At 59.0% G+C, this 22,064-nt stretch carries 17 protein-coding genes; 13 read left to right on the forward strand and 4 right to left on the reverse strand.

The window, feature by feature from the left end:
- Positions 1 to 12 precede the first annotated feature (12 nt).
- From UP06_RS06950 to UP06_RS06960, 3 genes are read left to right on the forward strand one after another with little or no spacing between them, the layout of a single operon-like run.
- Positions 13 to 1,191 (forward strand): DegT/DnrJ/EryC1/StrS family aminotransferase, encoded by a 1,179-nt coding sequence (locus UP06_RS06950; protein WP_045001620.1) that lies wholly within the window; start codon positions 13 to 15, stop codon positions 1,189 to 1,191.
- Positions 1,188 to 2,186: an NAD-dependent epimerase/dehydratase family protein gene (locus UP06_RS06955; RefSeq protein WP_045001621.1), complete on the forward strand. Its 999-nt coding sequence runs from the start codon at positions 1,188 to 1,190 to the stop codon at positions 2,184 to 2,186. Before UP06_RS06950 ends, UP06_RS06955 begins: the two co-directional genes overlap by 4 nt.
- Positions 2,183 to 3,322, forward strand: a complete 1,140-nt coding sequence (locus tag UP06_RS06960) for a DegT/DnrJ/EryC1/StrS family aminotransferase (protein ID WP_045001622.1) — start codon at positions 2,183 to 2,185, stop codon at positions 3,320 to 3,322. The genes UP06_RS06955 and UP06_RS06960 overlap by 4 nt, the downstream gene beginning before the upstream one ends.
- Before the next feature lie 24 nt (positions 3,323 to 3,346).
- Here UP06_RS06960 and UP06_RS06965 read toward each other — a convergent pair whose 3' ends face one another.
- Entirely contained in the window at positions 3,347 to 4,681 is a 1,335-nt protein-coding gene (locus tag UP06_RS06965) for a glycosyltransferase family 4 protein (protein WP_082078625.1), read from the reverse strand.
- A gap of 327 nt (positions 4,682 to 5,008) precedes the next feature.
- Between UP06_RS06965 and UP06_RS06970 the strand changes: the two genes are divergently transcribed.
- From UP06_RS06970 to UP06_RS07010, 9 genes are all read left to right on the forward strand, one after another.
- On the forward strand, positions 5,009 to 6,391 hold the full coding sequence (locus UP06_RS06970; protein ID WP_197087135.1) for a class I SAM-dependent methyltransferase: 1,383 nt from the start codon (positions 5,009 to 5,011) through the stop codon (positions 6,389 to 6,391).
- 117 nt (positions 6,392 to 6,508) lie between these two features.
- Positions 6,509 to 7,759 (forward strand): acyltransferase family protein, encoded by a 1,251-nt coding sequence (locus UP06_RS06975; RefSeq protein ID WP_045001623.1) that lies wholly within the window; start codon positions 6,509 to 6,511, stop codon positions 7,757 to 7,759.
- Complete coding sequence (locus UP06_RS06980; protein ID WP_045001625.1) at positions 7,756 to 8,760, forward strand: glycosyltransferase family 2 protein; 1,005 nt, start codon at positions 7,756 to 7,758, stop codon at positions 8,758 to 8,760. The genes UP06_RS06975 and UP06_RS06980 overlap by 4 nt, the downstream gene beginning before the upstream one ends.
- Positions 8,760 to 9,683: a right-handed parallel beta-helix repeat-containing protein gene (locus UP06_RS40625; protein WP_197087136.1), complete on the forward strand. Its 924-nt coding sequence runs from the start codon at positions 8,760 to 8,762 to the stop codon at positions 9,681 to 9,683. The genes UP06_RS06980 and UP06_RS40625 overlap by 1 nt, the downstream gene beginning before the upstream one ends.
- A 93-nt stretch (positions 9,684 to 9,776) precedes the next feature.
- On the forward strand, positions 9,777 to 11,072 hold the full coding sequence (locus UP06_RS06990) for an O-antigen ligase family protein (RefSeq protein WP_045001627.1): 1,296 nt from the start codon (positions 9,777 to 9,779) through the stop codon (positions 11,070 to 11,072).
- Positions 11,059 to 11,826 carry a class I SAM-dependent methyltransferase gene (locus tag UP06_RS06995; protein WP_082078627.1) on the forward strand — a complete coding sequence of 256 codons (768 nt, stop codon included), beginning with the start codon at positions 11,059 to 11,061 and terminating at the stop codon, positions 11,824 to 11,826. The genes UP06_RS06990 and UP06_RS06995 overlap by 14 nt, the downstream gene beginning before the upstream one ends.
- 823 nt (positions 11,827 to 12,649) lie before the next feature.
- Positions 12,650 to 15,118: an Ig-like domain-containing protein gene (locus UP06_RS07000; protein WP_050031572.1), complete on the forward strand. Its 2,469-nt coding sequence runs from the start codon at positions 12,650 to 12,652 to the stop codon at positions 15,116 to 15,118.
- Between the two features lie 325 nt (positions 15,119 to 15,443).
- Entirely contained in the window at positions 15,444 to 17,147 is a 1,704-nt protein-coding gene (locus tag UP06_RS07005; RefSeq protein WP_045001629.1) for a type I secretion system permease/ATPase, read from the forward strand.
- Complete coding sequence (locus UP06_RS07010; protein ID WP_045001631.1) at positions 17,144 to 18,460, forward strand: HlyD family type I secretion periplasmic adaptor subunit; 1,317 nt, start codon at positions 17,144 to 17,146, stop codon at positions 18,458 to 18,460. Before UP06_RS07005 ends, UP06_RS07010 begins: the two co-directional genes overlap by 4 nt.
- Here the strand turns inward: UP06_RS07010 and UP06_RS07015 are convergent.
- On the reverse strand, positions 18,430 to 18,912 hold the full coding sequence (locus tag UP06_RS07015; RefSeq protein ID WP_045001633.1) for a hypothetical protein: 483 nt from the start codon (positions 18,910 to 18,912) through the stop codon (positions 18,430 to 18,432). The genes UP06_RS07010 and UP06_RS07015 overlap by 31 nt on opposite strands.
- Positions 18,913 to 19,346: 434 nt before the next feature.
- Here UP06_RS07015 and UP06_RS07020 point away from each other — a divergent pair, with 434 nt between their 5' ends.
- Entirely contained in the window at positions 19,347 to 19,958 is a 612-nt protein-coding gene (locus UP06_RS07020; protein WP_045001634.1) for a transglutaminase-like cysteine peptidase, read from the forward strand.
- Positions 19,959 to 20,000: 42 nt separating this feature from the next.
- Here the strand turns inward: UP06_RS07020 and UP06_RS07025 are convergent, their stop codons facing one another.
- Together UP06_RS07025 and UP06_RS07030 are read right to left on the reverse strand one after the other, a co-directional pair.
- A complete protein-coding gene (locus UP06_RS07025) occupies positions 20,001 to 21,002 on the reverse strand; it encodes a methionyl-tRNA formyltransferase (protein WP_045001635.1) in 1,002 nt (333 codons plus the stop codon).
- A complete protein-coding gene (locus UP06_RS07030; RefSeq protein WP_045001636.1) occupies positions 20,999 to 21,967 on the reverse strand; it encodes a hypothetical protein in 969 nt (322 codons plus the stop codon). The genes UP06_RS07025 and UP06_RS07030 overlap by 4 nt, the downstream gene beginning before the upstream one ends.
- Positions 21,968 to 22,064 lie beyond the last annotated feature (97 nt).

A 22,064-nucleotide genomic window follows, 5' to 3' on the forward strand; every position in this document is an offset into this window, starting at 1 on the left:
TGAGGTCATACATTGATACCATTTCTGGATTTGAAAGCCCAATACAGCCAGATCAAGTTCGACATCGACGCGGCAGTCGCACGGGTTATCGACAGTGCGGAGTTTGTGCAGGGGTCGGAGGTGACGGCGTTCGAGCAACGTTTTGCGGATTATTGCCAGACGGCCCATTGTCGCGCAGTGAACAGTGGGACATCGGCGCTTCATTTGGCGCTGCTCGCGGCAGGCATTGGACCGGGCGATGAAGTCATCACCGTGTCGATGACGTTCGTCGCGACAACCGCGGCCATTCTCTACAGCGGCGCCAAGCCGGTGTTCGTCGATGTCGATCCGGCAACATGGACAATGGATCCAGCCGCCATCGAGGCCGCGATAACGCCGCGAACGAAAGCGATCCTACCCGTTCACCTTCACGGACTGATGGCCGAGATGGATCCGATCATGTCGATCGCCCGTCGCCATGGCCTGGTGGTCATTGAGGACGCGGCGCAGGCCCACGGTGCGGAATACAGGGGCCGCCGCGCCGGCTCGATTGGCGATCTCGGATGCTTCAGCTTCTATCCCGGCAAAAATCTGGGCGCATTTGGCGAAGGAGGAGCAGTCGTAACGAACCGGCCCGAATTCGCGCGCCGCGTGGCATTGCTGCGCGATTGGGGCCAGGAGGCAAAATACGACCACGTTATCGCCGGATACAACTATCGGATGGACGGCATTCAGGGCGCGGTACTGAACGTGAAGATGCGTCACATCGAATCCTGGACAGAGGCGCGACGTACGATCGCCCGGCAATACGATGCGTTGCTATCGAGCCTTCCATTCGCTCACCCCGAGCCGCCTTGGCACAGCCGCCACGTCTACCACGTGTATGCGATCAGGTTGCCGCAGCGCGAGGAGGCCCTGAAGAGGTTGCGTGAGGCGAGCATCGGCGCCGGAATTCACTACCCCGTTCCGGTGCACCTGCAGAAGGCATATGCGGAACTCGGCTATCGGCCCGGCGATCTTCCTGTCACCGAGATGCTTGCAAACGAATTCCTTTCACTTCCGGTCTATCCAGAGTTGCTGCCGGAACAGGTGGCCGAAGTCGTATCGACATTGGCGTGTCTGGCGACATCATCCTCCAGCCGGCCGGTTAGCGCCGAAGACCAAACTTCACAAGACCTCATGGCAAGGTCCCACAATAGGAGAGCGTCTTGATCGATCTCAAGGGAAAACGGGTTCTGGTCACCGGCGGGGCGGGATTCATCGGCTCGCATATCGTTGATCTGCTCTGCGACGAGGGCTGCATCGAAATCGTCGCCCTCGACAACATGGTCAGGGGCAGGCCTGAAAATGTACGGCGGGCGCTCGGCCGTGGACCGGTGCGGTTGGTTCATGGCGACATACGCGATCGCAAGCTGATGGAGGCGTTGGTCAAGTCCGCCGATATCGTCTTTCACCAGGCTGCCCTGCGCATCACTCATTGTGCAACCGAACCGCGCCTTGCCAAAGAAGTCATGGTGGACGCCACCTTCGACCTGCTCGAGCTGTGCACCAAATACGACATCGAGAAGATCATCGCAGCATCGTCCGCCTCCGTCTACGGTATGGCCGAGGAGTTTCCAACGACCGAGCGGCAAAATCCGTATAATAACCGAACTCTCTACGGCGCGGCCAAAGCGTTTAACGAAGGGCTGCTGCGGGCCTTCAATGATGTAAGCGGCCTCGACTACGTGGCATTTCGCTATTTTAATGTCTATGGCAGCCGCATGGATATCCACGGGCGGTACACCGAAGTGTTGATCAGGTGGATGGAGAGGCTCGAAGCAGGGTTGTGTCCAATCATCTTTGGTGATGGCCATCAAACCATGGATTTCGTGCACGTCCGCGACGTCGCGCGGGCCAATATTCTCGCGGCCAGGGCAAAGGTTACCGATGAGGTCTTTAACATCGGCAGCGGTACCGAGACCAGTTTGATCCAACTCGCTGAAGCTCTCGCATCGGTGATGGGGCGCCGCGGCCTCGCGCCCGAATTGGCACCTGAGCGCTCGGTCAACCCGGTCCCGCGTCGGCTGGCATCCACGGGCAAGGCGGAGCGCCTGCTGGGCTTCCGCACCGCGGTTTCACTTGAGCAGGGTCTTGCAGACCTGGTGAAATGGTGGCGCACCGAACGTGACGCGACGGTCCGTCAAGGACAGGCGGCGGCGTCGTGATTCCGATTGCGGCACCCCTTCTGGCCGAGACGGAGGCTGACGCTGCCCGCGAAGTCGTGCTATCGGGCTGGCTCTCGCAAGGGCCGCAGGTCGCCGCATTCGAGCGCGAGTTCGCTTCCCAGGTCGGTGCCCCGCACGCGTGTGCCGTAGCGAATTGCACGACCGCCCTGCAGCTCGCCTTGGCCGCGTTGGAAATTGGTAGCGGCGATGAGGTGATTACGGTCAGTCACTCCTTCATCGCGACCGCGAACGCCATCCGATATCAGGGCGCTACTCCGGTGTTTGTCGATATTGATCCGGAGACATACAATCTGGATTGCCGGCAGCTAGCCGAAGCCATTACCGAGCGAACCCGAGCGGTCATCGCAGTCCATCAGATGGGTATGCCTTGCGACATGGCCGCGCTCTTGGCCGTGGCAAATCGCCACGGCATCACCGTGATCGAGGATGCGGCCTGTGCGATCGGCTCGCAAATCCGGATAGGCGAGGAGTGGCAGCCGATCGGCAGGCCCCATGGACACATTGCGTGCTTCTCCTTCCATCCCCGGAAGGTAATGACGACTGGCGAGGGCGGAATGCTCTCCACCGCAGACCCTGAGCTCGATCGCAAGTTCAGGCTCCTGCGCCAGCACGGTATGAGCGTTCCGGACAGTGTGCGTCACGGCTCGCCGCGCGTCATCTTCGAGGAATACCTCCTTGTCGGCTACAACTACCGAATGACCGATATACAAGCGGCGATTGGGCGCAAACAGCTCGAGCGGCTTCCGCAGCTGATTGCTCGACGGCGCAGGTTAGCATCTCGCTACGTCGAACTGCTTGGCAATACCGAGGGACTGCGGTTGCCTTTCGAACCGGAATGGGCCCGGTCGAACTGGCAGAGCTATTGTGTACGTTTGCCAGATCGAATCGACCAGCGGGCGATGATGCAATCGTTGCTCGATCAGGGAATCGCCACGCGCCGCGGCATTATGTGCTCGCATCGCGAAGCGCCTTATGCTGGCTTGAAGCCGCGTCATGTTCTGCGGCAATCGGAGCTCGCTCAGGATCACGCCATCCTGCTGCCGCTCTATGCACAGATGAGTGACGAGGATCAGGAGCGCGTCGCGACCGCTGTAAGGGCAGAACTCGCCCGCTGAGACTACGACGCGCCGTGTAGCAGGTCAGCGATCGGGGTGCTGGGATATCTCTGGGGCCGTATCCGACGCGACCATATCGGTTCGAGAGGCGATTGGTTTCATCGCGTGATGCGCTGTGGATAGAACGGCAGAGATTCGAGCGAGATCATTGTCGTCTTCCCCGGAAGCCGAACCAATCCATCGCCGGTACTTCCGCTGAAGCTTGTAGCCGGCAACGCTGGCAACGCATCGAGTGGCATCTGCGAAACGTTGTTGGGTAGATAGCTTGTTGCGCACGGCGCGCAGATAAATCTGCTCAATCGCTCGTGCTGCGTGCTCAAGGCTGAAGCGGTGTTCCACCAAACGGCGCCCGAATGCCCCCAAATCACGACGGAGCGGTGCAGAGGTGAGGGCGGTCTCGAGAGCCGATCGAAGTGCCTCTGCGCCGGCACCACGAGAGCCCATGCCGAGGCCGTACCAGCCCTGTCGTAGGAAAATCGGGGCAGTCTCCTGCGTCAAGAGTTCGCTGAATCCGTGCTCGCCAATGACCACCAGCGGCTTGCCAAACGCCATGCCTCGCAGGGCCGAACCTCCCTGGCCGATGATAATGTCCGCGGCAGCGTAGGCCGGGCGTGGATCCGACATCTCACCCACGAGCACGACTGCTGTTCGGCCGGCTGCGGCATTGGCCCCGGCTGCGCGCTCGGAGACGAGGGGCCGCGCGGGCCCGTCACCGATGATGATCAGCCGCACGGGCCGCCCGTCGAGGGCCATCGCCCCGACGGCGTCGCAGGCCGAAAGCAGACCCTCCAACTTAAGGTTCGGCACCAGCCGACAGATCATCGCGATCGTTATCTCGTCAGGTGCAATTCCGTAAGCAAGGCGAAAACCGGAGCCATCCAGCAGCGGGTGGTCGGATATCGTGTCGACCGGTGGCTCGAGCAGGGTGACGTCTCGATGTCCAGCCGCGAGGGCGGCTTGCCGGATCATTTCTGTGCCGACAGTCAGGGGAGTGTTGCGTGGAAGGAAGGGCGGCACGGACATCGACATAACCGTCCCGACCACGGCGGCCCTGCTCGATAGAGCTAGGCTCAGAAAGGCCTCGACTATGGGCGGCCACTCATGGCCGTGCACCACATCGATCGAACCTTCCTTGACGATACTGCGCAGCATGCGGCCGACGGTGGGCGACGGCCGGGCCCGATGCCGCGGAAATTCGACATGCCTAAGGCCCGCCTCCCTCACCCTGTCCAGGAGAGGACCAGGTTCGGAAGCCACAGTCACATCATGACCGAGATGTTGAACTGCCTCGGCAAGCTGCAAAGCATTGAGTTGTGATCCTCCCAACTCCATAGAATGTGGGTAGATCAGCACCTTCATGCCGGCATGATTCCTCAGGGTGGCTGCCTCGGTCGGGGATGTTCGACGGAATTCACATCGTTTTTCAATGGTGGAACAGCGTTTAAATTAAATCAATAATAATGTCGACATTAAAAGATAAAATGTTTAGCTTGGGAGATATGTTTCTCATATTTGCAGCAGCGTAATCCCTGAAACCAAGATTTGGCGGGCGCGATGAATACGCATGTCACTCAGGAGGCGGTGAGGCGGGCGGCCCACGCTCCGCCTCGTGTGCTGGTCGCAATTGCGAGTTATGGGAGCACCAATGATCTTCATCTAGAACGTGTCGTCAAGGAATATAGGTCGATGGCATTCGCCGTCGATATCGTCGTGCTCTCAAATCTCGACAAACGGGCTTCGCTCGGAACAGATTGTATTGTCGGGCTGCCCAGCAAGAATCCGTGGTCTTTGCCATTCGCACACAAGAAGCTGTTTGCAGAGCGCTGCGACCAATACGACCTCTTCATTTATTCGGAAGACGACATCCTGGTCACCGAGCGGAACATCCGCGCTTGGCTCGAAGTGACACCATTCATGTCCGGGAACGAGATTGCCGGTTTTCTACGGGTGGAATTTGGGAAAGATGGCCGCCGAAACTACCCCGATGTTCATGCTCATTTTCACTGGGATCCTTCCTCGGTCAGACGGCGGGGCGATTGTGTTCTGGCGCATTTCACCAATGAGCACGCTGCCTGCTTTGTCCTGACGCGCGAGCAGCTCCGTAACGCGCTGCGTTCTGGGGGATTCGACGTTGTTCCGCATGAAGGTAAGTACGATCTTGCCTGCACAGCAGCAACAGATCCGTATACCCAGTGCGGGTTGACCAAATTGGTCCCGATCTCCCGTCTGGAGGATTTTACCGTACACCACCTGTCCAACCGCTATATCGGTCAGATGGGTGTCGGCGCAGAAGAGCTTCGCCGGCAGACGGACGCTCTGATGCAAGTCGCCGAAGGCATGTACGATGCCTGCTCCTTGCTGCCAACGGAAACCCGTCTCCGGCATGCAGCTTTTTCGAAGGACTATTATGAGCCAGCGGCAGACGAAATCGTGTCTCTGGTGCCGACAGCTGCGCGCAGTGTTCTCTCGGTCGGTTGCGGCTCCGGCGGCACGGAAAAGCGGCTGCAGGCCGGCGGTTTGCGAGTGGTGGCAATACCTCTGGATCCCGTGATCGTGGCCGGTCCGGCCGCGAACGGAATCGAAATGATCTACGGAGATATGAATGGTGCCGAACGAAGGCATCGCCAAGCATACGACTGTGTCATTTGCCTTAACCTCCTGCACCTCGCCCGTGATCCGCAGAAGCTGCTCCAGCAGCTACGGTGGTTCATGCACGAGCGATCGGTTGCCGTCATCCAAATGCCCAACATGAGGTCTCCGAGGGCGTTTCGATCCTACCTCCGGGCGGCGAGGCAATCCAAACGGTCCAGCAAATATCAGGTCTTTGGAGTCCATTTTGCGTCGGCTCGGCAACTGAGGAAGTGGTGCGCCGCAGCGGGACTGCACGTTGACAAGGTGCTCGGAATTCCAGCGCGTCGCGGTGATGGCCTGTTTGGCATGACGTCAGTTCTTGCAGGGATAATGCCGAGGGCTCTTTCACTTCCGCTCGCTGAGTCCATCGTCGTGATCGCTTCAAAAGCAGGGAAAGATGGCCGCGCCGTCGAACCGCAGGTGCTGGGTTCCGATTGAAAGGCAGCTCGATGCTCCGCGTGGTTCATGCATTAAATATAATCATTGTTTAATTTCTTTTGACATTTAATAATCTCGTCGGGATAATGCTTTAATATCAATTTGCGCGAGAATTCGATGTCTTTGATCCGGCGAGCGACGATCAGTGACCGGCTCGCCAGCGTGTCAGCCCGAGGACCTGGTTTTGACCAGATCAGGCTTGTGGCCGCGCTGATAGTCCTCGCTCACCACGCGTGGTGGGGCGTCAATGACGTTCTCTATCAGTTCAGCGGCGGTTTCATTCAGCTCGGTCTGTTTGCAGTCGTTATTTTCTTTTGCGTAAGTGGCTTCCTGCTCGCACCGGGCCTGGTTCGATCGGGCGACTTGGTTAAGTTCGCAGTGAATAGAGCGTTGCGGATTTTCCCCGCACTTTTCGTCGTTGTCGTCGCGTCTATGTTCGTGTTGGGCCCCGCCCTCACGACTTACTCCTTGGCTGACTATTTTGGGAGCCCCGAACTCTACTCGTACCTGAAAAACGCCGTCACGCTGATGTCTCACTACCTGCCCGGGGTCGTGCGGTATGGACATGAAGTTCAGATCAATGGCCCGCTCTGGACGCTCAATATCGAGATCTGGTCATATGCGGCGCTGGTAGTGCTGAGCGTCGTCGGATTTCTAGGCCGTCGCGTGCTGACGTTGGTTGTTTGGGGCCTGTTCTATCTTGCCTATGTCGCGCTGGCGTTCGCTCCTTCGCTGCACGCCCTTTGTCCGCAACGCCTCGTGGACTTCATCAGTCTCTTCATCTACTTCATCACCGGCACATGTCTCTATCTCTACGGCGACAGAATTCCGTTATCGGGATTCTGGGCGGGGCTGGCTGTGGGACTCGCATTGGTTGGCGCAGCCGGAGGATTCAGTGCGGTCGTGCTGCCGTTATGCATACCCTACGTCGTGGTGTATTTCGGACTTTCCGACCTCGCCGCTCGAGTGCCGCTCAAGCACGATCTGTCATATGGCGTATATTTGATCCATTCGCCAGTCATACTGGCGATGGTGACGATGTTTGATCTTCAGGCCGGCTGGCGGCTGGCCATTTTCGCAGCACTCGCGACTCTTATTCTGGCGTACGCCTCTTGGCGATTTGTCGAAGAGCCGGCGCTGAGGCAAAAGGCACCGGTCTTCAATTGGGTGTCCTCGCGCCTCCGGACCTTTGCCCGTCGGCAGCGTCTCGTAATCCCCGCTGCGGCGCGACAATACGAGCGGCGCAACAATGTGATGGAGAACCTTGAAGCTGATTCAGTGCAGCGGCGCGAAGGCGCGTATACACCCGATTTGAAGGCGGTAGTCCGCATCAGACGGAGAGCTCTTAAGGGAGCAGAGTTACGATGAGCAACGCTTTCGGTGGTGAAAAGCCGTTGGGATCGGGCAGCCAGCTGGATGTCTCGATCATTGTGGTGAGCTACAATACCCGAGACATCACGCTCGACTGCCTGTCGTCAATTGTCGTGGAAACATTGGCTGCGAGCTATGAAATAATCGTTGTCGACAACAACTCATCCGACGGCAGTGCCGCTGCGATCTCGCGTCAATTCCCTGAGGTCAAATTGGTTGCGCTGGATGACAACGTTGGGTTCGGTCGCGCCAACAATATGGCCGTACAGGAGGCGCGCGGTCGACGAATACTTCTACTCAATCCGGACACGATCATTCTTGACCATGCGATCGATCGCCTGGTCGAGTTTGCCGAAGAAAATCCTTCATTTCATGTGTGGGGCGGACGCACGCTCTTTCCGGATGGCAGCCTCAACCGTACGTCCTGCTTTCGAAGAATGAGCCTGTGGAATTTGTTATGCTTTGCGCTGGGGTTTACATATTTCGGCCGGGAAAATCCGATTTTCAATTCCGAGGCCTATGGCGGGTGGGACCGAGATACCGAGCGGCACGTCGACATCGTTACGGGCTGTTTTCTGCTGATAGACCGAATGCTCTGGGACAAGCTCGGAGGCTTCGATCCGATATTCTTCATGTACGGAGAAGAGGCGGACCTCTGCCAGCGTGCACGCTCATTGGGGGCGCACCCCGCCGTCACGCCTGACGCCACCATCGTCCACTATGGCGGCGCATCGGACATCGTGCCTGTCGACAAGCGGGTCAAAGTGTTCAAGGGGCGGATGACGCTGATCAATCGCCATTTTGGCTGGCCGGCGCGGACGATCGGCCATGTGTTGCATTTGATTGCACCGCTCACACGCTGGTGCGGCTACGGAATGGCGGCTGCGGTAGCGCGAAATTCGGAATGGCGAAGGAATGCCGAATACTGGGGAGCAGTCTGGAAGCGCCGCCGAGAGTGGGTCAACGGCTATCAGACATACAGGGCCGAAGCAGCGTGATGATGATGGTATCCGCCGGCAGTGCCGGATCGACGGCAGGCGGCTGTAAGCGCCGATGGGGACGCGGTGTGCTCGCCACAGCGTTCATTGTTGGTTGGGTTTCCCTATTCGAGATTGCGACAGGCCTGGCACTCGAGCCGAACGATCCGGCGAAGCCGCGATTGTCCGCATCTTGGCCCGATGCAACCAGTACAGGGCCCGGTGATCACAAGCTGGAGCGATCCGGGCCGCTTACGGTCACTTCTGGAGGTACGACTATTTCAGGCCTAGATATCCATGGCGGTGTTACCATCAGCGCCGACAACGTGACCATCGAGATGTCACGTATCTCGGCAAACGCCTGGGCCGTCATCAAAATCGATCCACACCAAACCGGAATTGTCGTGAGGGATTGCACGATCGATGGATTGGGCGCGGACCCTGATGGCAACGGAAACCAGGGCATCATGGGGCAGGGCACATTCCTGCGCAACAACATCTCCAACGTCGAAAATGGCATCGTGCTGACTGGAAATAGAAACCTGATCGAGGGCAATTTCATTCACGATCTCGATGCCGGCGGCGCCCCGCACTATGACGGTATTCAGATCGATGGCGGAATTTCCGACGTGGTCATCCGGCACAACACGATCATCAATTCGCATGGCGCCGCCAGCGCTATCATGATTGACAACGAATTTGGACCGGTCTCCAACGTCGTAATCGAGGACAATCTCCTGGCGGGCGGCAGCTATACGATCTATTCCGACGGGAAGTTTAACGACAGTCCAATATCCGGCATCTCGATCACCAATAATCACATTGGTCCTGGACAGTACGGGCCCGTCCTGTTTCGGAAGAATAGGCCCAACTATCTTCAGAATGAGAACGATGGTTGGTCGTTGGTTCGTAATCTGAGATTTGATAGTTCGGCGCGGGAGTAGTCTGCACATGAAGCGCCGGCTTGTTGTGCCGCATCAACTGAGCGGCATGCGTGGTCCGCCACCGCTCGCCGACCGGTTCGAGGAGCTCGACGCATGAGTTACTCCGGCAATGCTCTTGTCGCGAGGCGGCCCTACGCGCGCGCCACCGCGGTCGAGCTTTCATCGACCGTGCAGCCGCGCACGAGTCTTGCTGTTCCGCTGCTTCTCGTCGGCATTGTGCTGCCGTCTGGCTTGCAGTTGCTGATCGCCGGCGCAAAGCTGACGCCGACGCGGATCGGCTTGATCATTTTGTTCCTGCCGGCGCTTAGCCGGTTAATGCAGCCTAACCGACGGCTGCTGATATCGGATGGGCTGGCGGCGATGCTCGCGATCGGAATGGTGGTCGCGGCTGGCTATGCTGCCGGGCTTCAGTCGGCGTTTTCCGCCGCTGCTGAGGCCCTTGACTTCGTTGGAGGGTATTTCGTTGCACGTGTGTTTGTCTTCGGGCCGACCGCGATTCGACAGTTCGTTCGCTTGCTGAAAGTGTTCACGGCGATTGCAATCTGCGTTGCGGTAGGGGACGTTCTGACCGGGCATTGGATCGCCCGGGAGGCCGTAGCTGCTATCTTTCCTCCGCAGGAAATGTTCCTGACGGATGATCCTTCGAGCGGAGATGGCGTGCGGGCCGGGCTCCGTCGCGCAATATCAACGTTCGATCACCCTATCCTCTATGGCGTATTCTGCTCGCTGGCCGCGGCGATCTTGCTGTACTCACCGGAAAGGGCCGCGAAGCGATTGATGTGGGCGGGCCTGTGCTTCGTTGGTGGGCTGCTGTCGCTTTCTTCGGCGGCTGTCATGGGTATAGCGATCGTCGGCTCGAGCTACGTCTATGATCAGTTGATGTGGCGCAGTTCTTGGCGATGGAGCCTGCTGTGGATTGGCGCCGGGGCTTTTGTTGTTGCGGTCACGCTTGCCGCAAACAATCCGCTCAGCTGGATATTGTCGCACGTAACGTTCGATCCGCAGACGGGCTTTTATCGTCTCATGATCTGGGACGCCGTGTCGGCCCAGGTCTGGCAGGCACCATTAACAGGCGCAGGATTTGTGACATTTGGATATTATCTGCTCGATCGCACCGTCGACAGCGTGTGGCTGGTTACCAGCCTGCATTACGGCGTGCCGGTTACCATCTTGCTGATTGGTCTGAACCTCTCGGCGCTGTTGCCGGTTCCGGGTCAGCGCCCGAGTGAAATTCAAAGAGGATTTACGATCGTCTGCCTGGTCTTCCTGCTGACCGGGCTGACGGTGCATTTCTGGAATTATATGTGGACATTCTGGGGCGTTTGCATCGGGGTGCGCGCCTCGCTCCGGGAATGGCAGATGTTGGGAGCGCAAGATGAGCAACTTTGATGTGGCCACGTCGTCGATTGGAAGCTTCAGGGGACGTTTGCGTCCATACGTCTGGTCGATACGCAGTGGGCTTCGGACGATCCGCTTCTTGTTCGGAAGATTCGAGAGAATGTGCCCGGTATGCGGATATCGGGGGCGTTTCTTTGCCTATGCCAATCCGCTTGGATTGGGCATCAACATCGATTCGCTGTGCCCGAGCTGTCTCTCGCATGAGCGGCACCGATTGTTGGCGTTATGCGATGCCGAGCGGGACTTGTTTGCGGGCAAGGATATCTTGCACTTCGCACCTGAGGCCGGGCTCAAAAAGTATCTACAAGCGAGAAAGCCGCGCAGCTATGTGACCTGCGAATTTGGCGGCAGGGGCGCAGATCTAGATATCAATATTGAAAACATTGGCATCGAGAATGACAAATTCGATGTGATTATCTGCTGCCATATTCTGGAACACGTGGACGACCGTCTCGCAATACCGGAATTGTTCCGGATCTTGCGCAAAGGCGGCACGTTGGTTGCGATGATTCCTATCATCGAGGGTTGGCAGAAGACGTTTGAGGATCAGGCGAGGCAGAAGTCGGTGGACGACCGCATATTGTATTTTAATCAGCACGATCACGTCCGTTTTTTCGGTAGCGATTTCCGAGAACGGCTCGAGCAGGCCGGCTTTATCGTCGATGAATTCACAGCGGTCGAACCGGCGGTTTCACAATGTGGACTTATTCGGGGGGAGAAGGTGTTTCTGTGCCGAAAGGTCTAGTTGGAAGTTCCGAGCCCACATAGGGACGGCGGACTGCCTTCGCAGAACACAACTATCGCAGACTTATGCTTGTCAAGGTGTGGGCACCACTCGCGGCGCGGCCCCCGGTTCGGAACGGCGGCTTCGAAGCTTCGTTGCAGTAACACTTGCGATAGCACCTCCATGAACAATTTCACGGACATTGTGCCGATGGACGCGCGCGCACGCGAATGACATCTCCGTGCAGCACCTGGATCGCTCGATGCGGCCGACATCTGGGTCCTTGCCACAGAGAGACCTGGATTGAGGTCACTAATTTAATCCCTATAATCGGTGCCAATTATATATGCGATCGTATTCTTAATTAATATCTTCGTATAAAGGGTTGTTTGCCTCCCTGATCGGCCAGGGGTGTGTGCCCGTCTCCGCAAGAAAAGTGTCTTTAAAACCGCCTGTCATCGGATTTCATCGCGATCCAGGGCGCGGCTAGAAGCAAATTGCGTTTATTTTCCGTGATGTAAATTCTAAAGTGAAGTCTCGCGATTCGTGAGTTTGACGACGCACGCAGCTAAATGACCTTAGCGGAGCCGTGGTGTCGTCAAAAAAAGGCCTTCTGTAGCCGACCATTAACGCTGCGTTAAGCATGGCATCGGCGGATCTCGTTTGGGCGATTAAATCGCGAGATCGGAAAGTTCGAAAAAGTCCGAAAGCGTCGAGTGTCAATTAACGGGGACAACACAGAGACGGAGAGACTATTTTGGCAGCAACTTCAACGACTGCATGGCCTGACGCGACGAACACCGGCGTGCCGGCGGGAGTAACTCTAACTCCATCTGGTGACGTAGTGATCACCAAGGCAGGGGCGGTGATCTCGGGACTCAACATCACAGGAAGCGTCTATATCCAGGCCGACAATGTGACGCTTGTGAACTGCAAGATCACGTCTGGTGATTGGGCGGTTGTGAACATCGATTCCGGAGTGACGGGCGCGGTGGTCAAGAACTGCACCATCGATGGCACCGGCCGTGCTCCCGACGGTACAGGCAACCAGGGCATCATGGGGAGCGGCACGTTTGTCGGGAATAATATCTTCAATGTCGAGAACGGGATTGTGCCCGGAAGCAACTCCGTTATCCAGGGCAACTACATCCATGATCTCCATGCGGGTGGATCGCCGCACTACGATGGCATCCAGATCGATGGAGGGCTCTCCAACATTCAAATCACCGGCAACTCGATCATCAACCAATGGGGATGGACCTCAGCGGTCATGATTGACAACGACTTCGGGGCGGTCTCCAACGTCACGGTCACCAATAACCTGCTGTATGGTGGCGCGTACACTGTCTACTCGGACTCCAACGGTGGTAGCGCCCCGATCACGGGGGTGTCGTTTACCAACAATCACATCGGTGGGGCCCAGTACGGCGATGCGCTGATCCGTGGGAATAATGCGGTCTTTTCCGGCAACGTCGATGACGGTGCGGCGCTGACCGCAGCGCTGAACACGTCGGCGAATTCCAGCGCGCCGGCGAATTCCGGCACGACGAGCGCGGCTCCAGGCTCTCCCGTCATTGCGTCGTGGTCGCCCGATACCGGCATTTCCGGTGACGGCGTCACTGACGCGAACAAGATTACTCTGCACGGGACCGCCGCCGCAGGCAGCACTGTAAAGGTATATGACGGCTCGACGCAGATCGGCACCGCAACAACAAACTCGAGCGGTGGCTGGGACTACATCACTTCGGTTCTGACTGACGCGAAGCATGTGCTGACGGCTACCGCGACCAGTTCGTCGGGCAAGGCCAGCGTGGCGTCGGCTGCGCTGGCGGTTACCGTCGACACCAAGGCGCCTGCCGCGCCGACGATCGTCAGCGATACCGTCAACAGCGCGAATCAGGTAGTCGCGTCCGGTAAGGCGGAAGCAAACAGCACCATCAAGGTGTATGACGGAACGACGCAGGTCGGCAGCGCAACAACCAACGCCAGCGGTGCCTGGACGGTGACGACCGCTGCTCTTGCGGCCGGTGCACACGTTCTCACGGCGAAAGCGACTGACCTCGCGGGCAACGTAAGCGCCGCGTCGGCGGCGTCCGATCCCGTCGTCGGATCTTCGAGTTCGTCCGGGTCGAGTTCGTCCGGTACAGGTTCGTCAGGTTCAGGGAGCACCGGTTCGAGTTCGTCGACACCGCCTGCCGCACCGAAGATTGCCTCGTTCTCTACAGATACCGGGGTTGTCGGGGACCACATCACCAGCGACAAGACGTTGACGCTGACGGGGAGCGCGGCTGCGAAGAGCACCGTGAAGGTTTACGACGGCAAAACCCAGCTTGGCACCGTGACGGCGGATGCTAGCGGAGCATGGCACTATACGACTGCCGCGTTGCCCGACGGCAAGCACAGCTTCACCGCCACGGATATGGTTTCCGGTGTTACCAGCGCAGCCTCTGCTGCACTGGGGGTGACGGTGGATGCGAAGGCTCCGACTGCGCCGGTGCTGTTGAGCGATCTGACGACGCACAATCACGCGACGGTAGCCGGGACGGCGGAAGCGGGCAGTACGGTCAAGCTCTACGAGGGGACGACTCTGCTTGGGACAACAACGGCCGCGACCGACGGCAACTGGAGCGTTACGACCTCGAATCTCAAGCACGGGTCCCACACTTTCGTAGCTTCGGCCACTGACGCTGCCGGGAACACAAGCGCCTTGTCCCAGCCGATCGATCCACCGATTGGCTCGCACGGCGGCAACGGCACCTCCACGGTCGAGATCACCAACGTAAATCAGCACTGGAATCACTCCGCGACGATCAACGGCACTGCTGACCCCAGTAGCCAGGTCAAGCTGTCTGACGGGACGGTATCCGCCGGATCAGTCGCGGTGGGAGCCGACGGCAAGTGGAGCTTCCAGACATCCGATCTGTCGGGGAAGACTCGTGCCTTCACAGCGGAGCAGGTTGACACGGCTGGCCACGTGGTCGGTAAGAGCTCGGGCGAGGCGATCGTCGGTTCGAGCGGGCGCGACACGTTGACCGGCACGACCGGAAATGACGTCATGGTCGGCAAGGGAGGGGCGGATACCTTCGTATTTGCCACGAACTTCGGCCACGACGCTATCAAGGACTTTGCAACAAGCGGTCGTGCGCAGGATACGGTCCAGTTCAGCAAGACCGTGTTCGACAGTTTTGCGAGCGTTCTCTCCCACGCGACCCAGTCCGGCCACGACGTCGTTGTCACGACGGGGAGCGACACCCTCACGCTGAAGAATACGAAGCTCGATGCGTTGAACAGCCACGACTTCCATTTCGCGTAGCAGATAGGTCGACGACACGAAGCAGTACTCAACAGTGCCTTGGGGATCTCTTTGGGGGGTCTTCGGACAAAGGCATGGTTCAAGGGCGGGTGCCATGAATGACTTTGGACGGCGGGGGGTATCCCCCCCGCCTGCGAGTTTTTATCGAATACAGATATCATACCTGACCGGGCTTTGGTCTGCCGGACGACAGTGGGCCGAAGCTGCCGAGCTGCGAGCGCCGCGGTTGATTGACTTGGTAACGAACCTCGTCGAAGCCTTGCGGAAACGATTATTCCCCGACCGGCTTCGGCCGGCTGACGACTATGACGAGCCGCAATCAGAGATGTCGGCCTTTCTGCGGTCCTGCCGCCGGATTTTCTGGGCTCTCGGGGCTTTCAGCGGCATGAGCAATCTTCTGATGCTCACCGGCTCGTTCTTCATGTTGCAGGTTTACGATCGGGTCTTACCTGGGCGCAGCATCCCCACGCTCATCTCACTCATGGTGCTGGCGACCGTGCTTTACCTGTTCCAGGGTGGGCTCGACTTCGTCAGGAGCAGGATCAGCGTACGCATCGGCCGCTATTTCGACGAGAGGCTGGGCATTCGTGTATTCGATGCACTCGTGCGGCTTCCGCTGAAAACCAGGACTGACGGCGACGGCCTGCAGCCGTTGCGCGATCTTGACCAGGTCCGTAGCTTCCTGTCGGGCGGAGGGCCGACGGCGCTGTTCGATCTCCCATGGATGCCGATCTATCTCGGTGTCTGTTTCCTCTTTCATTTCTGGATCGGGATCACCGCGCTGATTGGAGCGCTGGTGTTGATCGGCATTACCATGCTCGCTGAAACGCGAACGCGAGGGCCGGCAACAGCATCTTCGCGTCTGGCGGTGTCTCGCAGCGCCCTGGCCCAAGAGGGGCGACGGAATGCCGAAGTTCTACAGGCGATGGGCATGCGGCAGCAGGCAGCCCTGCGTTGGCATGATGTCAACGCGAAGTATCTCGCAGCCCACGAAAGGGCGAGCGATGTCGCAAATGGCCTCGGCGGCATCTCCAAGGTCTTTCGTTCGATCTTGCAATCGTTGGTTCTTGCCGTTGGCGCGGTTCTCGTCATCAATCAGGAATCGACAGCCGGCATCATCATTGCCGGATCGATCCTCACTGCGCGGGCGCTGGCGCCAGTCGAGGTCGCCATTGCGAACTGGAAAGGATTTGTTACCGCGCGGCAATCGGGACTGCGGCTGGACCAGTTGCTGCGGCTTCTGCCGGCCGAAGAGGAGCGACTGGCGCTGCCTCCCCCTGTGGAAACGCTTACGATCGAACAGCTCTATGTCGGTGCACCAAATGCGGAGCGGCCCACCCTCAGTGAAGTGTCGTTCCAGCTTTGTAAAGGTGAGGCTGTTGGAATCATTGGTCCGAGCGGATCTGGAAAATCGACACTCGCGCGCGCATTGGTTGGCGCGTGGCCATGCGCGCGCGGCAGGATTAAGCTTGACAACGCTGCACTCGACCACTGGTCTTCGGACGCGCTCGGCAAGCACATAGGCTATCTGCCTCAGGACATTGAACTGTCCGACGGTAGCATTGCGATGAACATTGCGCGCTTCGATCCCCAGGCGACGGCCGCTGCGGTTCTGGAAGCATCCCACTCTGCGGGCGCACATGACCTCGTTCTTTCTCTTCCGGACGGCTACAGCACGAAAATCGGCGAAGGTGGAGTGGCGCTATCGGCAGGTCAACGGCAGCGTATCGGACTTGCGCGCGCCTTCTACGGCAAGCCGTTCCTGGTCGTACTCGATGAGCCGTCTTCGAATCTCGACTCGGAGGGCGAAGAGGCGCTTACCAAGGCCATCCTCAATGTGCGTCGCCGCGGCGGGATTGTCGCCATTGTCGCGCATCGCCCTAAGGCGCTCGAAGGTGTGGATCATGTTCTGGTCCTCGGGGACGGGAGGGTTCAATCATTCGGGAAGAGGGAGGAGGTCCTCAGGAGGGTGCTGCGCAATCCCGTACCGCTCAAGGTGGTCGCGGACGGTCTCGGAGGCAGCCGATGAACAGCCAGATAACATTACCAGCCATGCAATCCATCCAGCGCTACATGATCGTCGGCATGATCATGTTTGGCTCCGTGGCGTTTGGCGTCGGTGGCTGGGCGACAACGACCGAACTGTCGGGTGCGGTGATCACCCAGGGTGTCGTCGTGGTAGATTCGAGCGTGAAGAAAGTTCAGCACGCCACGGGCGGGATCGTCGGCGAGCTTCGCGTGCGGGAGGGGGACCGGGTCAATGTCGGCGACGTTTTGGTTCGTCTCGACGAGACCCAAACGCTGGCAAACGCAACAATTGTCACCAAGGGTCTTGATGAACTGCTCGCACGGCAGGCTCGCCTCGAAGCGGAGCGCGACGGTGTCGAGCAAATTGCGTTTCCCAAGGTGCTGATCGACCGGACTAAAGAAAGCAACTCTGAGGCGGGCCGGGCGATCACCGCGGAGCGGACGTTATTCGACCTGCGTCGCCTGTCCAGGAGTGGCCAAAAGGCGCAGTTGCAAGAGAAAAGTGTGCAGCTGGAAAACGAGATCAAGGGATTGACGGGCCAGACCGAGGCCAAGCAAAGAGAGATCGATCTGATCCGCCAGGAGCTAGAAGGCGTGCGCAGCCTCTGGCAAAAAAGCCTGGTGCCGATCACGCGGCTCAATTCCCTCGAACGCGATACCGCCCGTCTCGACGGCGAGCGTAGCCAGCTGGCAGGAATGATAGCCCAGTCGAAGGGCAAGATAGCGGAAATTGGACTCCAGATCATTCAGATCGATCAGGACCTGCGGACGGAGGTCGGCAAGGACCTGATCGAAACGCGTTCGAAACTCTCCGAGCTTTCCGAGCGCAAGACGGCGGCAGTCGATCAGCTGAATCGGATTGATATCCGGGCGCCGCAGTCCGGCCGGGTCCACGAACTCAGCGTTCATACCGTCGGGGGTGTAATTTCTCCCGGCGAGCAAATCATGCTGATCGTGCCCGATGCTGACTCGCTTGCAGTTGAGGTCAAGATCACGCCTCGGGACATTGATCAGGTTTATGTGGGGCAAACCACGACGATGCGCTTTGCGGCCTTCAATCAGAAAACCACGCCCGAGATCGACGGGGAGGTCGGCGTTGTCTCCGCGGACATTACACAGGATCAGCGCACCGGCACGAGCTACTACACCGGTCGTGTCTTGCTGAACGCGGAGGACCTGGCGAAGCTTGGGTCGGCGAAGCTGTTGCCCGGCATGCCGGTCGAAGTCTTCATCAAGACGTCGGGGCGGACCGCGCTGTCCTATCTTCTCAAGCCGCTACGGGATCAGGCGGAGCGCGCCTTCAAGGAGCGTTGACGCTTCACTGGGCGGAATAGCAGAGCCTCGACAGCGTGAGCGCTCGGACTTGGCGCGGTGCGTCTGAGAGCGCCGGGCTTGCCACCAGGCCGTCGCAAGACGTTGCGACCGGAATCGGTGGCAATGGCCGTTCCGGCTCGACGGAAACGTGCCGCAAGCAACGACGGTCTTCGCAGCGCTGTTCGAAGACCCGATTGTAGGCTTCTGGCCAGGCCGCCCCACAGCGACAGACTGAATGGATTGATCCTGATCCGCGACCGCATCAACGGCAGCAGATCCCGCACGCCGGCGCGGAGTGATTGCGGCAAGTGCCCCTTGTCCCGCGTGACTGACGACGGCTCGAAGAACCGCCCACTCAGTACATCCGTGCGCCTGACGTGCAGGGTCATCGCCGCGATGAAGATGAGCATTGTGGCCTCGACTCCCAGGATAACCAGCAGCTCGTCCGGCATTTGCAAACACTCCCGTTGCAGGGGGCTCCATTCAGAGAAAGATCGCGTCGGCGACAGATTAAATCAATAATTAAATCTCAAGAAGTCATTTAATTCTCTCGTAAATTCGGATTATTAGAATCGACCGTGTCGGTTCGCCTAGTGGATCGGCTCGCTGTTGCGAGACCCGCTCAGTGTGCCCCGGGGTCTAGCCGATCGCTGTGGGATTGCTCAATCGTCCCTCCCGGATCTGCCGCAGACCCAGATGCGGCCTCTCGTCATGCATCTGCGATCAGTCGTTTAAATGCGTCGCCTTGATTTAATTGTTGATTTTATATTTTAATAATAATATATATTTAAAATAAGATAATTCAATTAATTGCGTACAGCCGCGCTCATCGCTGCCCTGTCAGTTCATCCGAACCTCCGTTTTGCGTTCTCAAGGGGATCGGCAGATGCATACCTCCTGCTCAGTGATCGCGGTGACGGTTGCCGTCATGATCGGAGGGATTCAGGGGGCGCGTGCGGGCCGTGTGGCCGTGCCCGCGGTCTGGCAGCGGGCCCCTCAGCACATTGTGCTCGGACGCGCCACACTTGCTCCGTTCGCGTACACCGTCTTTTGCCTGCGTCATGCAGCTGAATGTCGTCCGCGGCGATCATTCCGCGGCGGGCCGGTCCGGCTGACTGAGGAACGCTGGGTGGATCTGCAAGAGATTAACCGTGCAGTCAACCTCGCGATCGTGCCCGTTCGCAACGAACTGGGCGTTGCAGGCGAGGAGTGGGTCATCAACCCCGATCGGGGCGATTGCAACGATTACGCGGTGAGCAAGCGCCACGAGTTGCTCCAGCGGGGCTGGCCGGCCAGAGTCCTGCTGTTGAGCGAGGTCGTCCTCAATTCGGGAGAGCATCATCTGGTGCTTCTCGTACGCACCCGGAGCGGCGATCTCGTCCTCGACAATCTCACGCCTCAGATCAAATCGTGGTCGCGGGTGCCCTATCGCTGGGTTCGTCTGCAATTGCCAGGCGATAGTCGGCTGTGGGCGACGGTTGTGCAGGAAAGGGTATAAGTGCCGGGCACCTGCCGCTTTCCACCAGCGGCAAGCTGCAGACTATTCCTGAACGCATTTGACTTGCTCGAGCGAGGCTAGCCTGTCTTCGAGCGCGACGATCCGGCGGAGAAGATCGAGGCGCGACAGACCAAGAGTAGCGCGTGTCGATCCTAAGACGGATGCGGCAGCACAGGGGTGTTCGGAATTGGATGTAAGAATACGGAATATGCGCAGGACGCCATCGCCAGTGAGCACGTCCACCCAACCCTCGGCGGCTGAGCGGCCTACGATCCGTCCTGGAACGCGGCCGACATAAGCAGGAGCGTCGTGCCGTGGCGACGCGCCGGCGATGATGAGCTGTTGAGCATCGAGGTGAGTGAAGGCGCCGGGGAATGGCGGTGTCAAGCCGCGGATCAGTCGGTCAATGACATCGGTGGGCTGTCGCCAATCTATCTCTCCATCTTCCGGCACACGAGCGCAGCCATAGGAAGCTTGATCGGGAGTCTGAGCGACGCCCTGATAACCCGTGATGGCTCGGAGCACCACGCCGCCAAGCTCACGTTCCTGGATTGCGTTGAGACGATCGTAGAGGGATGTGACTGTGTCGCTCGAACCGATCGGAATCGCGTGCTGAAACAGCAGATTGCCGCCATCGAGCTCCGGGATGACCAGATGAATGCTGATGCCGGCGGCCGTTTCGCCGTTGATGAGCGCCCAGTTCACGTTAGCGCGGCCGCGATAGTGCGGTAGAAGCGAATAGTGCACATTGATGAAACGGCACAACGCGAGAATCTGCGCCGGGATGATGCGGTCAAAAGAGGAAATCACGACCGCAGCCGGGCGTAGGTCGGTGATCAGATTCCGAAGCTGATTCAACTCACGCAACTCCGAAATCGGGATATCGCGGTCTTTCGCAAACGCCCTGAACGCATTGTCCTCCGGTTGATCTGGCTTTCGGAAGACATGGGCCACGCGGCACTGCGCGGCCAACGAGCGAAGAGCTGCCAAGCCGGTTGGTCCGTCCGCAAGAAGTACGACATCCGGTTCCAGCCGCTTCGTCATGTCAATCCCTGCCACGGTACGAGCTGAGCGAAGCCGTCCGGCTTTATGGCGCCGCCGCGCCGAACCCATTCGGCCGCGCGCAATCCTCCCGTCTGCAGCCGTACGATGGGCTCGGGGCCAATCTCCGATAGAAGAATGCCCATATGGCCCAGCCCGACAGGCTGCGCGGGCCAGAGCGCAAGCCCGTTTCGAGTGAGGGCGGCGCGGTCCATGTCGCCCCAGAATTGTACCACGACAGCGCCTGTGGGTGCGCAGGCGGCGAGATGTGCAGCCTCCGCTACACCGATGCGTAGCGTTGCCGCCGGCTGGAGCGCGACGAGAATTGCATCCCACGCGTCGGAATGAACCGCCGCGACACTATTGAATGTCTCAACGCTCGCGCCTGCACCTGCAAGCCCGGCGCGCAGCGGTTCAAGGAAGTCGTTGTCACATAGCAAGGCGATTCTGCTGCCATAGACCGCCAGACCGCAATCGTGCAATTGCTTCACGCTGAGCGGCCCGAGGAACGAGAAGACATCGACGGCAGGATGTCGCTCGTTCACGCCGACGACCGGGATTTTGCGCCTCGCGCACGCTTCGATATCCAGGTCTTCACGGCGAAACTCCCAGGCCTCGAACATCAAGGCAATCACGGCGTCACTGCGCAACTGGTCGATCAGCGCGGCCGTCAGGGGTCGAAGGTGACCGCTATTGGTCACTATATCGACGTTCTGGAGCACACCGAGGCTGATCTCCTCCACAATCTCAATGCGATCGGCGACGCCGAGCATAGCGGCAAGGTCGAGCGTCTGCAGCCGGACATCGGCCACCGTCCCGTGGCGGGTGGGCTTGGTGAGCGCGTAGACATGTGCCGCTCCGGCCATCGCGGCGATGACGGCGGTCACAGCATAAGCTCCGGTCGCGGCTTCGGTCAGTACGGTCAATCCGGAAAGATCCAGCTCCGTTGCCGCGACGGCGCGCGTCATCAGGGTTCGGAGGCGGGCGAGTGAGAAGCCGGGTCGGCCGGAAACTCGTGTCTCCGCACCAGCGGGTCGCACGTGTCTGAAGGATTGTCCGGCGTCG

Origin of the sequence: Bradyrhizobium sp. LTSP857 (assembly GCF_000938285.1) — a bacterium.
Classification (GTDB): domain Bacteria; phylum Pseudomonadota; class Alphaproteobacteria; order Rhizobiales; family Xanthobacteraceae; genus Bradyrhizobium.

Bases quoted from the DNA above. Each gene is read 5' to 3' on its own strand.
- UP06_RS07010 (WP_045001631.1), top strand. From the start codon at position 17,144: ATGAACAGCCAGATAACATTACCAGCCATGCAATCCATCCAGCGCTAC.
- UP06_RS06965 (WP_082078625.1), bottom strand. From the start codon at position 4,681: ATGAAGGTGCTGATCTACCCACATTCTATGGAGTTGGGAGGATCACAA.
- UP06_RS06975 (WP_045001623.1), top strand. From the start codon at position 6,509: ATGTCTTTGATCCGGCGAGCGACGATCAGTGACCGGCTCGCCAGCGTG.
- UP06_RS06990 (WP_045001627.1), top strand. From the start codon at position 9,777: ATGAGTTACTCCGGCAATGCTCTTGTCGCGAGGCGGCCCTACGCGCGC.
- UP06_RS07020 (WP_045001634.1), top strand. From the start codon at position 19,347: ATGCATACCTCCTGCTCAGTGATCGCGGTGACGGTTGCCGTCATGATC.
- UP06_RS07015 (WP_045001633.1), bottom strand. From the start codon at position 18,912: ATGCCGGACGAGCTGCTGGTTATCCTGGGAGTCGAGGCCACAATGCTC.
- UP06_RS07030 (WP_045001636.1), bottom strand. From the start codon at position 21,967: ATGACGCGCGCCGTCGCGGCAACGGAGCTGGATCTTTCCGGATTGACC.
- UP06_RS07025 (WP_045001635.1), bottom strand. From the start codon at position 21,002: ATGACGAAGCGGCTGGAACCGGATGTCGTACTTCTTGCGGACGGACCA.
- UP06_RS06970 (WP_197087135.1), top strand. From the start codon at position 5,009: ATGGCATTCGCCGTCGATATCGTCGTGCTCTCAAATCTCGACAAACGG.
- UP06_RS06995 (WP_082078627.1), top strand. From the start codon at position 11,059: ATGAGCAACTTTGATGTGGCCACGTCGTCGATTGGAAGCTTCAGGGGA.
- UP06_RS07005 (WP_045001629.1), top strand. From the start codon at position 15,444: ATGTCGGCCTTTCTGCGGTCCTGCCGCCGGATTTTCTGGGCTCTCGGG.
- UP06_RS40625 (WP_197087136.1), top strand. From the start codon at position 8,760: ATGATGATGGTATCCGCCGGCAGTGCCGGATCGACGGCAGGCGGCTGT.
- UP06_RS06980 (WP_045001625.1), top strand. From the start codon at position 7,756: ATGAGCAACGCTTTCGGTGGTGAAAAGCCGTTGGGATCGGGCAGCCAG.